This is a genomic window from Thermoclostridium stercorarium subsp. stercorarium DSM 8532 (genome assembly GCF_000331995.1).
In the GTDB taxonomy this organism is placed as follows: Bacteria; Bacillota; Clostridia; order DSM-8532; family DSM-8532; genus Thermoclostridium; species Thermoclostridium stercorarium.
Window position 1 is genome coordinate 584108 of sequence record NC_020134.1, and the last position, 13433, is coordinate 597540.

Consider the following 13433-nt stretch of genomic DNA (forward strand, 5'->3'; position numbering starts at 1 on the left):
CACGGGCTTTTTGCAGGGTGAAAGGTTGTGAATGGCATGGCTGAAAAGAAAAAGAATGATAAGGAAAGATATCAAAAGATAGGACAAGTCTTGAAAAACAACACATTTCAGCGCATACTGATCGGCGCTGTTTCGCTTGTTCTGGTTTTTATCATGATATCCGAGGGTGCGGCTCCAAGAAAGTACAAGCTTACCCTCGGAATGGCTTCGGGGTTTGACATACGTGCTCCAAGGGATATAGAGAATACCATGAAAACAGAAGAGCTCGCCCTGGAGCGGGTGAAGGAAATACCTCCGGTTATTAAGGAACTGGAGCTGGCCAATACACAGATGCTGGGTAATATATACGAATTTTTTGATTCTCTTGATAATCTGAGGTCAAAAATTATTCCGGTAATGGAATCGGGCAATGAACATGGGCTTTCGGAACTTCTGGAACGGGAAAATGTCAGTGTGGAAAATCCGATTCTTGCGAAATTGCCCGAAGAGCTTCAGGAATATCTTTTCAGGCGCGATTCACAGGCCGATATCAGGCAGCTAAAAGATTTTCTGGTTAAACAGATAATGCCCGATATAACCACTACGGTGATAACGGAGGAAAATCTTTCAGAAGTACTTCAGAATTTTACTGCCGAAATTGAGGAAAAAGTCGCTTCGTTTGAAATGCAGCAGGTCGCGAAGTATATTCTTTCAGGCGTGCTTGTACCCAACAGCATGGTGGATGAGGCAGCGACCGAAAAACAGAAAAATGATTTCATTGAAGCCTATAAACTTGAAAATCCTGTAATGATATACAAAAACGAAAGATTTATCAGAAAGGAAGACATTGTAACAGCCGATAAGCTTGATGTGGCAAGAAGGCTTGGTCTTCTTGACGAAGAAAACCGACCGGACTACCTTTTCCTTGTAGCAGTGTTTTGTATCCTATTAATGCTTTGGATTATTCTTGCGCTGTTTTTGAGACATTTTGCGAGAAAGACCTTTGAGAGCCGAAATGAACTGATGTTTATTGCCAGTGTCATTGTACTGACCGTGTTTCTGGCTTTCATGTCAAAGGAGTTTATTCCCGAATATCAGTCTTATATCACGTTGGGCTTTATCGCACCGGTTTTGACTGTGGTTTTCCTTAACATACAGATTGCCGTCATGGTTAATCTGATTACCACGCTGGCGGTATCGCTGATGTTCAGGGATAACTTCACTTTTCTGATTATGTTTGCCATAAGTGGTACGATAGCCGCCTTTCTTTCGGCAAATGCAAATCAGAGGAGAAAAATATCACTGACGGGGCTTGTTACGGGTACGGTTAATATTCTGGTGGTGGCTTGTATAGGAATGATGGAAAAAAAGGAATGGATCTCCATCCTTTATGAGGGCGGAATTTCCTTCATAAACGGAATCCTTTCGGTTATACTTGCAATTGGAATATTACCGTTTTTTGAAGGAATCTTTAATATGATTACTCCGCTGAAACTTCTGGAACTGGCCGATCCGAATCATCCGCTTCTGAAACGTCTGTTATTGGAAGCGCCAGGAACATATCACCACAGTCTGATGGTTGGTAATCTGGCCGAAGCCGCCGTAAGGCAAATAGGCGGTAATGCGTTACTCGCAAGGGTTGGTGCGTATTTCCATGACGTGGGTAAACTGAAAAGGCCGAACTTTTTCAAGGAAAATCAGATGTCGGAAAACCCGCATGACAGAATAACGCCAAATTTAAGCACACTTGTAATAACTTCCCATACAAAAGACGGCGAGCAGCTTGCAATAAAATATAAACTTCCGAAGGCAATACGTGATATAATAGTACAGCATCACGGTTCAACACTGGTGGCCTATTTTTACCACAAGGCCAAGCAGTCTGAAAAGGGGACCGAGGTAAAGGAAAGCAATTTCAGGTATGAAGGCCCGAAACCACAGTCAAGGGAGGCCGCTGTTGTGCTTCTGGCCGATTCGGTGGAAGCTGCGGTCCGGTCCTTGCCCGATAAGACAAAGGGCAAGATCGAGGGCTTGATCAGGAAAATTATTAAGGATAAACTGGATGACGGACAGTTGGATAACTGTGATTTGACGCTGAAGGATTTGAATGAAATTGCGAATGCGTTCATGACGGTACTGAGCGGGTTCTTCCATGAAAGAACAGAATATCCGGAACTTGAGAAGAAAACCACATTGAACGAACTGGACGAAATCAGTAAAATTATGGATGATAAAAAGGAGAAGGAAAATGAAAGTGGTAATCCAAAACAAACTGAAGAAGAGATACCTTCCGATTAAGCATATCAGGGCACTTGTTACGACAGCGGCGGAAGCGGTACTGGCGGCTGAGAAGGTGGAATTTCCCGTTCTTGTTTCGGTCCTTCTTGTTGAAAATGACGAGATTAGAAGAATAAACGCCGAATACAGGAAAAAAGACAGTGTGACCGATGTTCTTTCATTTCCGATGCTTGATATGGAGGACGGCTCATTTATTACCGAACCTACCGAAATAGACATGGATGACGGGAAGCTTTTTCTCGGCGACATTGTAATATCGGTTCCGAGAGCTATTGAACAGGCTGAAAACTACGGACATTCGGTTGAAAGGGAGCTGGCGTTTTTGACTGTTCACGGTGTTTTACATCTGCTGGGCTATGATCATAATATACCTGAAAGGGAAGAAAAAATGAAAAAACGGCAGGAAGAAATTCTGGAGTCAATCGGCCTGCCAAGATGAAAAATCGGGGAAAGGTATGAAAAGCAGAACGTTGAGGGATAGTTTCAAGTACGCCGGTCAGGGGATAAAAGAGGCATTTGTCAGTGAAAGAAATTTTAAAATTCACTGTTTCGCAACTTTGCTGGTATGTATTTTCGGATTTTTTTTCAGGCTTCCGCTGGAAAAATGGCTTGCATTAATTTTTGCGATAGGTTTCGTGCTTGTATGCGAGCTTGTGAACACCGCCGGCGAAGTTTTGGTGGACATGATAACAAAGGAATATTCGGCCGAGGCTAAAAAAGTTAAGGACCTTCTGGCAGGTGCCGTTCTGATATCGGCGGTTACCGCGTTTGTGGCAGGTATTTTGGTTTTTATTGAGCCGGTGGTTAAATTCATTACAGACATTTTTCATTTTTAATGAAGGAGTAGGGAATGTTTAGGGGAAATTTGTCAGATTACCTGTTGATGGTGCCAGTTTTGCTTATTTCATTAACAGTGCATGAGTTTGCTCATGGTTATACGGCGTATCGTCTGGGGGATCCGACTGCAAAAAACGAAGGGAGGCTTAGTTTAAATCCCTTCAGGCATCTCGATCCCATAGGTACGATAATGATGATTGTTGCAAGGATTGGCTGGGCAAAACCCGTACCGATAAACCCCGCTTATTTTAGGGACAGAAAAAGGGGAACAATGCTGGTTAGTTTCGCCGGGCCGCTTTCCAACCTGGCGATGGCGTTTATAGGGGTTTTTCTGTACAAGATAACTTATGTTATAAGCTACAGCAGCATAATTGCGGGAGATGCCTTTGCGACGTATTTCATGAGCTTTTTGTTATTGTTTTTTACCGTTAATATTAACCTGGCTATATTTAACCTGCTGCCTGTACCGCCTTTGGACGGGTCAAAAATTCTTTACGGTGTTCTGCCTTATGATAAGTACTTCCGGTATATGCAGTATGAAAGGTATGTAGGAATGATTTTTCTTGTCATAGTTCTGGCCTTTCCTTCGGCGTTAAGCACGGTTATTTCTTTTTTCACCCAGCCAATTGCCAAAAGCATGATCTGGTGTGTGGATCTTATTATCGGACTTTTTCTGTGAGGGGTGTTTATGGGATTTGAGCATACAGCTTCGCCCGCCGACGTATGCACTATTAAACTGAAGAATTTTGAAGGGCCTCTGGATCTGCTTTTTTACCTTATAGAGAAAAACCAGATTAATATTTATGATATTCCAATAGTGGAAATAACCGACCAGTATATGGAATATCTTTTTGCGATGCAGCAGATGGATCTTGAAATAGCCAGTGAATTTCTTGTAATGGCGGCAACACTTCTGCATATAAAGTCAAAACTCCTGCTGCCGTCCAGGAAGGAGGAAGAGCAGGAGGAAGAAGATCCACGGGAGGAGCTGGTTGTTAAACTTGTGGAATACAAAAGAATAAAAGAGTTTGCAGAGATACTGAAAGAAAGGGAACAAATCTGGAGCAGGGTTTATTATAAACTCCCCGAAGCCCTTCCGGAATCAGTTTTTGAAGAAATACTGGATGTATCGCCGCTGATGCTGAAGGAATGTTATCTGAAATGCATGCAGAATTATTATGAAAGGCAGAACGACGTTACACATAAAATGGAAAGAATTTTAAGGCGGGAACAGGTCTCGCTGAGACTCAAGATAAAGGAATTGCTGGCAAGATTGAAACGGGGTGTTAAACTTTGTTTTTCCCAGTTATATAATTTAAAGCATATGTCCCGTATTGAAGTGGCGACAGGTTTTCTTGCCACTTTGGAAGTTGCGAAAATGGGCAGGGCCACCATTTATCAGAAGGAAGAGTTTGGTGAGATTTATATAGAGCCTAAAGTACAAAGGAAGGGATAAACAGCGGTATGGATGATTTAAGGGAAATTGAAGCCGTACTGGAAGCTGTATTGTTTGCTGCGGGTGATTCGGTCCCGCTGGAAAAGCTGTCTGAAATTATAGGTCAGGATAAAAAAACCACTGCGGGCATACTGTCCGGCATGGAATTAAAGTATAAAAACTCAAACAGGGGAATCATGCTAAGGCAGCTGGGCTCGAATTATCAGTTGTGCACAAAACCGGAATATGAAGAATACATAGCGTATTTGGGCACCGGAAGGAAAAAACAGGGACTGTCTCAAGCGGCCTATGAAGTACTTGCAATAATTGCCTATCACCAGCCGGTAACGAAAGCTTATGTGGAACAGGTACGCGGGGTGAATTCCGACAATGTGATTGCAACCCTTTTAGAAAAGAATTTAATATGCGAAATAGGAAGGCAGGAAGGGCCGGGAAGGCCGAAACTGTACGGTACCACGGAGGAGTTCCTCCGGGTGTTCGGTTTCAGCTCCCTTAATGACCTTCCCAAGTTAAGCATGAATGAAATTCAGGTTGTAATGAATGACGTGCCCGTGGATTAGCGGGTTATAAGCTTACGCATCCAGATATGAATGCGACATTCCCGGGAACGGGCTTAGAGCGTGTATCTGGGCGGCAAAGCTCACAACCGGCGGTACAAATCTGTATTGCGACAGGGATTAGGAATCGGGATTAATATGGATAAAGCGTTAGATTAAGGAAATTTTGGGTATATAAAGTGTATTGAACGGATAAAATAACCGGGAGGTGGGAAAAATGTACCTCCCGGTTGTTTTTTGCATTATTGCGCTTATAATTGTTGCGCTTTTTATGAGTTTAAGAATATCCATAGAATTTACGGCCGGAAGTGAAGGAATAAGCTATACCGTCAAAGGAATTGTGTTTAAATATATAAAAATTCTTGAAATAAAAAGCAATTCAGAAAAAAAAAGAAAAAAGACGAAAGGCGGCGAAAAAAAACGTGGAAGGATTCTGGGGATTATTCGTACGGCAATGAGGAAAAAAAACGGCAAGGCGGTCCATATAGAAAAATTTTCTCTTACGGGTACGTTTTCTGTTGATGATGCGGCTGCGAACGCAATTCTTTATGGGGGTTTCATTATTCTGTGGCAGTTTGCCGTCCTTTTTCTTTCGGAACATTTCACTTTCGAACATCAGAATTATGCTTTTTATCCTGATTTTCAGAATGATAAAACTGAATTCATATTTCAGATAATTTTCCGTGTGGTCATATTTAAAGCATTGCTTCTGTTGGCACGATACTGGCTGGAATCAAAAATTAACAATAAAACTGAATAGTTTAAACCAATATTGTAAAGGATAAACAGTGAGTTAAACATTCAGGGAGGTGAAAAAATGGGAACGCATCCAATAGATGAATTAATGAAAACCGCCATGGAAAGCATCCGTGATATGGTGGATGTCAATACTATTGTAGGGGATGCCGTACAGACTGCAGACGATACAGTCATCATTCCGGTTTCCCGTGTGACGTTCGGATTTGCAGCAGGCGGCGGAGACTATCAGGGACAGAACGATTCCAAGTCCGATTCCGATAATAACGGCTTCCCTTTTGCAGGAGGCAGCGGCGCAGGAGTAAAAATACACCCTGTTGCTTTTCTTGTGGTGGGTAAAAATAATACGATTAAGCTTTTACCTGTTGAACATAATACAACAATAGATCGTTTTATGGATTTCATATCAAGCATGCTGGATAAAATTGTGCCCGTTATTATGAACAAAAAAGAAGAGGAAGAAAAAAACAAAAACAAGAAAGAAGAAAAAAAGCAGCAGGAACCTTTTTAAGTTCCTGCTGCTTTATGTCGGCTATGGGCTTGGTCGGTGCAAGTCTGCATTATGGCCTCATAGCGGGAATTATCGGTCGGTGACAGGGACGTATATTGTTGCTGCAAAGAATGTTATTCTTTATTGCTGCTTGTTGTTAACGTCATACTGAGGATACTGGTTTCCGGTGTAGCTCTCAAAAACTTTCTTAACTATATTACCACCTATTGTTCCTGCTTCTCTTGAAGTCAGGTCACCGTTGTAACCCTGTTTGAGGTTGATACCTAACTGGCTTGCAATTTCGTATTTCATGTTTTCAAAAGCTGTTCTGCTTCTTGAATTGTTTCTTGCCATCTTCTTTTTCACCTCCTCACTACCTATTATGGCTTAAAGTAAGTTTAATATGAGTAGTAAGTTATGGTGCATTTGGCTTACATTTAAAAAAGTTTCACAAAAAATTTCAATATTAATTTTGTATATAAAATATTCCTCAAAATTATTAAAAATAAAACAAAATTCGATTGTCACTTTATATCATTTTGTTGTATTCCGATATTTAGTATGATAATATATCTGATAGAAAATTTATATGTACACGTCTTTTTAACGGAAGAGAAGGTATTAAGGGGTGAGCTGCTTGGTAACTAAATTGCTTTTTGCAGACACTCGCATAGAGAAAGCATTGGATGTCGCGTGGAAGCGCAATGAGATCATCTCGGAGAATATTGCTAATGTTGACACACCCGGATATAAAAGAAAAGACGTGCAGTTTGAAAATTATCTCAATTCTGAGTTAAAACATGGCAGCATTTCAAATTTTAACTCAAAACTTTCAAACAATGACGGTATCAGGGTGGTTTATGATAACATCAATTACAGTTACCGCCTTGACGGTAATAATGTGGATATTGAAAGAGAAATGGCTATTATGGCTGAGAACACGATAAGGTACTATACCCTTATTAATCGAATCAGCAGTCAGTTCAACAAGATACGCACAATTATAAAAGGAGGATAATGTAAAATGGGTTACTTCAGTGCGCTGCATGCAAGTGCTTCTGCGTTGACGGCGCAGAGGTTGAGAATGGATATTATTTCAGAAAATATAGCCAATGCCAATACCACACGGACCGAGGACGCAACTCCATACAGAAGAAAAACCGTCATTTTTGAAGCCATGAACGGGAACATGCCGTTTTCTACATATCTGTCGGAGGCCGGCAGTAAACTGTCAGGAAGCAGTGCCGGTGGTGTACGTGTGGCTGCGATTGTGGAAGATCAGTCTCCATTTAAAAGTGTTTATGATCCCGGTCATCCTGATGCGGATGAAAACGGGATGGTTCAGATGCCCAATGTGGATGTCGTTACCGAAATGGTAAACTTAATATCCGCTTCAAGAGCCTATGAGGCAAATATCACTTCGATAAACACAACCAAATCCATGGCACTGAAAGCACTTGAAATAGGTAAATGATAACAGGCGGTTAAAAACGAATAAGGAGAGGTAAGAAATGAACGTTTCAGCAGTATCGTCCGTTATGGACAACATGTCTGTAAATAACGCTTTGAATAAAGTGGCAGAGAAAGAGAGTATAAGTTTTCGGGATATGTTGATGAATGAAATTTACAGAGTAAGTGAACTGGAAAAGGAGGCTGATGCCATTACCTCGGATTTTATTTCGGGGAAAACCGATAATATTCACTCTGTGTTAATTGCGGCCGAAAAGGCATCCATCGCATTGCAGTTAATGATAGAAATACGAAACAAGGTAATTGACGCTTATAACGAAATTATGAGGATGCAGGTCTGATTATGGTTTTGTTAGATTATATATCAACAAAAGAAAAGGCCGCTGTGGAGGGAAGAAAGCATGCCGGAAGGGTTAGTCAGTCTGTGGAACAAAATCAAAGACTACTGGAATGATTTGGATAAAAGTCAGAAAACTCGTATATTCATAACGGCGGGAATTATAACAGCAGCAGTAGTGGTAACGCTGTTTTTTGTTTTGAGGACGGAGTATGTGCCGCTTCTTGAAAGCGGAAATGAGTATGATTTGAAAGCAATTGTGCAATATCTTGATTCCCATGGGATAAAGTACAAAAAAGGCGAGAATCAGATATATGTCGACAGCCGGAAAAAACAGGACATTGAGTTTGACCTGGCGAGTGAGGCAGGGCTTTTAAGTCCTGATGTTATTTTCGACAAGAGCTGGTCAAAACTGTCTCTTACCGTTACAGAGGAAGACAAGGAAAAACTCTGGAAACAGTTTGAGGAAAACAACCTTGTATATAAACTGAAAAAATTTGAAAATGTCGTTGACGCGTCGGTACAGTATACAAAGCCTGAGAAAACATACTGGGCTTACAAGGGAGAATCCGGCGACAAAGGTTCTGCTTTTGTGGCATTAAAAACAAAAGCGCCGCTGACGGCTGAACAGATAGAGGCGGCTGCCAGGGTGGTAGCGGCTTCAATTGGAATTCCGAAGGAGAACATAACCATTGTCGATGAAAATTTAAACCCGCTGAATATTAATCGGGACAGTGATATGTACAATGCAAATACCCAGGAAGAGCTAAGACGGCAAAGGGAGCTTGAACTTGAGCAGAAGGTGTACAATCATTTTAAAATCGGTATAGCGCAGAATGCCTTTTTTGACACAATGAGTGTTACCGTCAGTGCAAAGCTGGACTTTGACGTGCTGAACAGCACTGAAATACAATACAGCGCCCCTGACAGCGATGGCGAAGGTTTCATTAAAACAAGGGAAACCCTGGAGGAAAAATCTGAAGGCAGTCAGTCGGGGGCCGCACCCGGAATTGATTCAAATCCCGGAACGGCCACATACCAGATTGGATCGGGAGGCACTTCTTCGTATAAAAAAGAACATAACATCGAAGAGCGCATATATAACGAAAAACAGATTGAAAGCAAAAAAGCCCTTGGAAAACTTGTGCCCGAAGAGACAACCGCCACTATAACGCTGTGGTACGGTCACAGGGTTGAAAATGCCGATGCGCTTACCAGTGATTTTATTGAACAGATCAAGCAGGATGCAGGGTATGCTATGGGAATTCCCACGAGCAATATTTCAGTCAGTATACAAAAACTTGCTCCTGAAGTGGTTGCAGATATTGAATCCAATGGATTCAATAACTTTGTTGAGAAATACGGTCTTTACGTATTAATGGCAATTCTGCTTGGTATCATGGCTTTACTGATGATACCGAAAGGCAGGAAAGCTGCCGAGCAGGAGGTTCCGCTGGCACTTGATGAGGCTGCGCTTGCGGGAGCGGAGCTTGCTGTGGAGGATACCGGAAAACAGAGGTTGCCCGAGATAGATTTTGAAGAAAAAGACGAGCTGAAACGCCAGATTCAGAGGTATGTGGAGGCGAAACCCGAAGCAGTTGCCCAGGTGCTAAGGAACTGGCTTGCTGAAGATTGGGATTGAGGGGGTGAAAAAATATGGCAGTTGGAAACAGTAGCACAAAAGAATATTCAGGAAGAGAAAAAGCTGCAATGTTACTGATTACTCTCGGTCCTGAATTATCATCAAAAATTTTTAAACATCTTAATGAGGATGAAATTGAGCAGCTGACTTTGGAAATAGCCAACATACGAAGTGTTTCGCCTCATGACAGGGAAAAGGTTCTGGAGGAATTTTATCAGATTTGCCTGGCCCAGGATTACATCGCCGAAGGCGGTATCGGATATGCGAAGGATGTTCTGGAAAAGGCTCTGGGCACTGAAAAGGCAATGGAAATTATCAATAAACTCACCGTTTCGCTGCAGGTGCGTCCCTTCGATTTTGTCAGAAAGGCTGATCCTTCCCAGATTATTAATTTTATACAGAATGAACATCCTCAGACAATTGCCCTGATACTGACATATTTAAAGCCTCAGCAGGCTGCGGCCGTTCTTTCGTCACTGCCGCAGGAGAAGCAGGCCGATGTAGCAAAGCGCATAGCGCAAATGGACAGAACTTCGCCGGAGATTATTAAAGAAGTGGAAAGGGTGCTTGAAAAGAAGCTGTCGTCGCTTGTAACGGAGGACTACACGGCGACAGGCGGTCTGCAGGCAATAGTGGATATACTGAATTCGGTGGATCGCGGTACCGAAAAGTATATTATGGAGACTTTGGAAATAGAAGACGCCGAACTGGCGGAAGAAATAAGAAAAAGAATGTTTGTGTTCGAGGATATTTTGCAGCTTGATAACCGTTCAATACAGCGCTTCCTGCGAGAGGTGGACAATTATCAGCTTGCCGTTGCATTAAAGGGCGCAACCGAGGAAGTACAGAATGTCATTTTCAGCAATATGTCCAAGCGCATGGCAGAAATGATCAAAGAAGATATGGAATATATGGGGCCTGTGCGTCTTAAGGACGTGGAAGAGGCACAGCAGAAAATTGTCAATATTATACGTAAACTTGAAGACGCAGGTGAAATTATAATTTCAAGAGGCGGAGGAGACGAAATAATTGTATAGCGGCAGGAATGTACTTAAAGGCTACAGGATAAATATTGGCACACCCTATCAGATAGAAGTGAAACCAAAGGAGGAGGCGGCAGCGAAAACAGAAGAAGACACCGCTGCTGCCGAGGAAAAGCCTTTGGTTGATGAAATTCTTCAGAATGCCCGCATGGAAGCTGAGAAAATAGTAAACAATGCCAAAATTAAGGCAGAGGAAATTTTAAATTCAGCGAATGAAAAAGTCGCGGCAATTGTCAGCGAAGCCGAAGAAAAGGCAAGGCAAGAAGGTTATAAACAGGGAGAAGCTCTTGCAAGACAGCATTATCAGAGATTGATTGACGAAGCGGAAGAAATAAAACGAAAAGCTAAGGAGATTCATGACAGTACCATTTTGGGTATGGAAAGCGAAATTGTTGAGTTAATAATCCAGATAACGAAAAAGATTATAGGAACCGAGCTTTCCCAAAACAGGGACGTAATTGTAGGTCTGATTCGAAATGCCGTTTCGGCAGCTTCGCTTGCAGATACGGTATTAATTCATGTAAGCGACGAGGATTACGACTATGTGGTTGAAAATAAAGACAGGCTTTTTGAAGGAATTAAGGGAGTGGAAAATTTTGAAATAATCAAGGATAATTCCCTTAAAAAAGGGGAATGCTTTGTCGACACAGGAATGGGAATTGTGGACAGCAGCATAGAAACCCAGATTGATGCCGCCGAAAGCACTCTGAGGGATTTGCTTGGCGGAACTGACGAAAAAAAATAACAGTTACAAAAGAAGAAAATTAATCAGTTCAGAGGATACCATGGAAGTTCAGGTCAATTTGGAAAAATACAAAAAGGTTCTTACCGACAAACGTTTTGTCAGTTTCAAAGGCCAGGTTACAAAAGTTGTGGGCCTGACAATTGAATCAAAGGGGCCTGAAAGCCGGGTAGGCGAACTTTGCCGTATCGTAAATCCCAGAACAAAACTGGAAGTTCTCGCTGAAGTCGTGGGATTCCGTGACAATCACGTCCTATTGATGCCCCTTGGAGAAATGACCGGAATTGGCCCGGGAAGTGAGGTTATTGCAACAGGAACGGAATTAAAGGTCAGGGTTGGGCATGGCCTGCTTGGAAGAGTTTTGGACGGGCTTGGCAATCCAATCGACGGGAAAGGCAATATCCCCGCCGAAGGGTTCTATCCGGTGGATAATATACCTCCCCATCCGTTAACAAGACCAAGAATAAAAGAAGTACTCCCCCTTGGCGTTAAATGCATAGACAGCATGCTGACGCTGGGCAAGGGGCAGAGGATGGGTATTTTTGCAGGCAGCGGCGTAGGCAAAAGCACATTAATCGGAATGATCGCGCGCAATACGAAAGCCGATATAATTGTCATCGGCTTAATCGGCGAACGTGGCAGGGAAGTGAGGGATTTTCTTGAAAGGGATCTCACTGAGGAAGGGCTTAAACGTTCGGTTGTTGTCGTGGCAACGTCAGATCAGCCTGCTCTGATAAGAAAAAAGGGCGCAATGGTAGCCACCGCAATCGCGGAATATTTCCGTGACTGTGGTTATGACGTTCTGTTGCTTATGGATTCACTGACCCGTTTTTCAATGGCCCAGCGTGAAATAGGCCTTGCGATAGGCGAACCTCCCGTATCAAGGGGATATACGCCTTCGGTGTTCTCTGTAATGCCCAAATTACTGGAACGTTCGGGAACATCGGATAAGGGGTCAATAACCGGATTATATACTGTGCTGGTGGACGGCGATGATATGACCGAACCGGTAACCGACACTGCAAGAAGTATTCTGGACGGACATGTGGTTTTGTCAAGGCAACTGGCCCATAAAAACCACTATCCCGCCATTGACGTGCTTGGAAGCATCAGCCGTGTAATGAGTGACATTGTCACGGACGAGCATAAAAAAATAGCGGGTGAAATCCGAAAAAACCTGGCGGTCTACAGAGAAGCCGAAGACCTTATAAATGTGGGTGCCTATGTAAAGGGGAGCAATCCAGAGATTGACAGGGCAATTTCGGTAATTGGAAATATAAATGCCTTTCTTACGCAGAGTGTGAATGAAAAGTTTGATTTTGAAGAAACTCTGGAATTAATGAAAAAAGCACTGGAGGTTAACGGGTAATGGCCCGGTTCAGTTTCAGGCTTCAGCCGTTTTTAAATCTTAAAGAGATGATGGAAAAAAACATTAAGAACGAATTGGGCATTGCTGTTCAGAAATACCAGCAGCAACTGCTGGTGCTCTCTGAAATCAGGGAGGAAATTGACATTCAGCAGCAGGAATTCAGAAAGGAAGGAATTTCACTAACCACGCCTTTAAAGCTGAGGCAGAGGATGGAATATATTAAGGTGGTCCAGAACAGGGAAAAAGTACAAATCGAGAGGGTTAATGAAGAAAAGAGAAATGTCGATAAAATTAGAAAAAGATTAATGGAAACAATGAAAGAAAAAAAGATCCTTGAAAAGCTTAAAGAAAGGCAATTGGATGAGTTTAAAAAGGAACAGGAGAAAAAGCAGCAATTGCTTGTTGATGAAATTGTTAGTTTTAAAGAAACTGTAACACCACAAAATGAGGCATAGGG

17 protein-coding genes are annotated in these 13433 nt (G+C 42.4%); 16 read left to right on the top strand and 1 reads right to left on the bottom strand.

Annotated elements, in window-relative coordinates; genetic code table 11:
- Nucleotides 1-36 precede the first annotated feature (36 nt).
- The 8 genes from CST_RS02575 to ytfJ all read left to right on the top strand — a co-directional run bounded on the left by CST_RS02575 (nt 37) and on the right by ytfJ (nt 6394).
- Entirely contained in the window at nt 37-2277 is a 2241-nt protein-coding gene (locus CST_RS02575) for an HD family phosphohydrolase (protein ID WP_015358264.1), read from the top strand.
- A complete protein-coding gene (gene ybeY / locus CST_RS02580) occupies nt 2228-2716 on the top strand; it encodes an rRNA maturation RNase YbeY (RefSeq protein WP_015358265.1) in 489 nt (162 codons plus the stop codon). Before CST_RS02575 ends, ybeY begins: the two co-directional genes overlap by 50 nt.
- Nucleotides 2717-2732: 16 nt before the next feature.
- On the top strand, nt 2733-3113 hold the full coding sequence (locus tag CST_RS02585; protein WP_015358266.1) for a diacylglycerol kinase family protein: 381 nt from the start codon (nt 2733-2735) through the stop codon (nt 3111-3113).
- A gap of 14 nt (nt 3114-3127) precedes the next feature.
- On the top strand, nt 3128-3793 hold the full coding sequence (locus CST_RS02590) for a site-2 protease family protein (protein ID WP_015358267.1): 666 nt from the start codon (nt 3128-3130) through the stop codon (nt 3791-3793).
- A 9-nt stretch (nt 3794-3802) separates the two neighbouring features.
- On the top strand, nt 3803-4570 hold the full coding sequence (locus CST_RS02595; RefSeq protein WP_015358268.1) for a segregation and condensation protein A: 768 nt from the start codon (nt 3803-3805) through the stop codon (nt 4568-4570).
- A gap of 8 nt (nt 4571-4578) precedes the next feature.
- A complete protein-coding gene (scpB, locus tag CST_RS02600; RefSeq protein WP_015358269.1) occupies nt 4579-5130 on the top strand; it encodes an SMC-Scp complex subunit ScpB in 552 nt (183 codons plus the stop codon).
- Nucleotides 5131-5344: 214 nt separating this feature from the next.
- The gene (locus CST_RS02605) at nt 5345-5887 is read left to right on the top strand and encodes a DUF2953 domain-containing protein (RefSeq protein ID WP_015358270.1); all 543 of its coding nucleotides are present in this window, start codon (nt 5345-5347) and stop codon (nt 5885-5887) included.
- 57 nt (nt 5888-5944) lie between these two features.
- Entirely contained in the window at nt 5945-6394 is a 450-nt protein-coding gene (gene ytfJ / locus CST_RS02610; protein ID WP_015358271.1) for a GerW family sporulation protein, read from the top strand.
- A 120-nt stretch (nt 6395-6514) separates the two neighbouring features.
- Here ytfJ and CST_RS02615 read toward each other — a convergent pair whose 3' ends face one another.
- Entirely contained in the window at nt 6515-6727 is a 213-nt protein-coding gene (locus tag CST_RS02615) for an alpha/beta-type small acid-soluble spore protein (protein ID WP_015358272.1), read from the bottom strand.
- A gap of 274 nt (nt 6728-7001) precedes the next feature.
- Between CST_RS02615 and flgB the strand changes: the two genes are divergently transcribed.
- From flgB to fliJ, 8 genes are read left to right on the top strand one after another with little or no spacing between them, the layout of a single operon-like run.
- The gene (flgB, locus tag CST_RS02620; RefSeq protein ID WP_015484875.1) at nt 7002-7391 is read left to right on the top strand and encodes a flagellar basal body rod protein FlgB; all 390 of its coding nucleotides are present in this window, start codon (nt 7002-7004) and stop codon (nt 7389-7391) included.
- A gap of 6 nt (nt 7392-7397) precedes the next feature.
- Nucleotides 7398-7847, top strand: a complete 450-nt coding sequence (gene flgC, locus CST_RS02625; RefSeq protein WP_015358274.1) for a flagellar basal body rod protein FlgC — start codon at nt 7398-7400, stop codon at nt 7845-7847.
- A 37-nt stretch (nt 7848-7884) separates the two neighbouring features.
- The gene (gene fliE, locus CST_RS02630; protein WP_015358275.1) at nt 7885-8184 is read left to right on the top strand and encodes a flagellar hook-basal body complex protein FliE; all 300 of its coding nucleotides are present in this window, start codon (nt 7885-7887) and stop codon (nt 8182-8184) included.
- Between the two features lie 60 nt (nt 8185-8244).
- Entirely contained in the window at nt 8245-9822 is a 1578-nt protein-coding gene (locus CST_RS02635) for a flagellar M-ring protein FliF C-terminal domain-containing protein (RefSeq protein WP_015358276.1), read from the top strand.
- A 14-nt stretch (nt 9823-9836) separates the two neighbouring features.
- A complete protein-coding gene (gene fliG, locus CST_RS02640; protein ID WP_015358277.1) occupies nt 9837-10859 on the top strand; it encodes a flagellar motor switch protein FliG in 1023 nt (340 codons plus the stop codon).
- Complete coding sequence (locus CST_RS02645) at nt 10852-11610, top strand: FliH/SctL family protein (RefSeq protein WP_015358278.1); 759 nt, start codon at nt 10852-10854, stop codon at nt 11608-11610. The genes fliG and CST_RS02645 overlap by 8 nt, the downstream gene beginning before the upstream one ends.
- A gap of 40 nt (nt 11611-11650) precedes the next feature.
- Nucleotides 11651-12976 carry a flagellar protein export ATPase FliI gene (fliI, locus tag CST_RS02650; RefSeq protein ID WP_015484877.1) on the top strand — a complete coding sequence of 442 codons (1326 nt, stop codon included), beginning with the start codon at nt 11651-11653 and terminating at the stop codon, nt 12974-12976.
- Complete coding sequence (fliJ, locus tag CST_RS02655) at nt 12976-13431, top strand: flagellar export protein FliJ (RefSeq protein ID WP_015358280.1); 456 nt, start codon at nt 12976-12978, stop codon at nt 13429-13431. The genes fliI and fliJ overlap by 1 nt, the downstream gene beginning before the upstream one ends.
- The last annotated feature ends 2 nt before the right edge of the window (nt 13432-13433 follow it).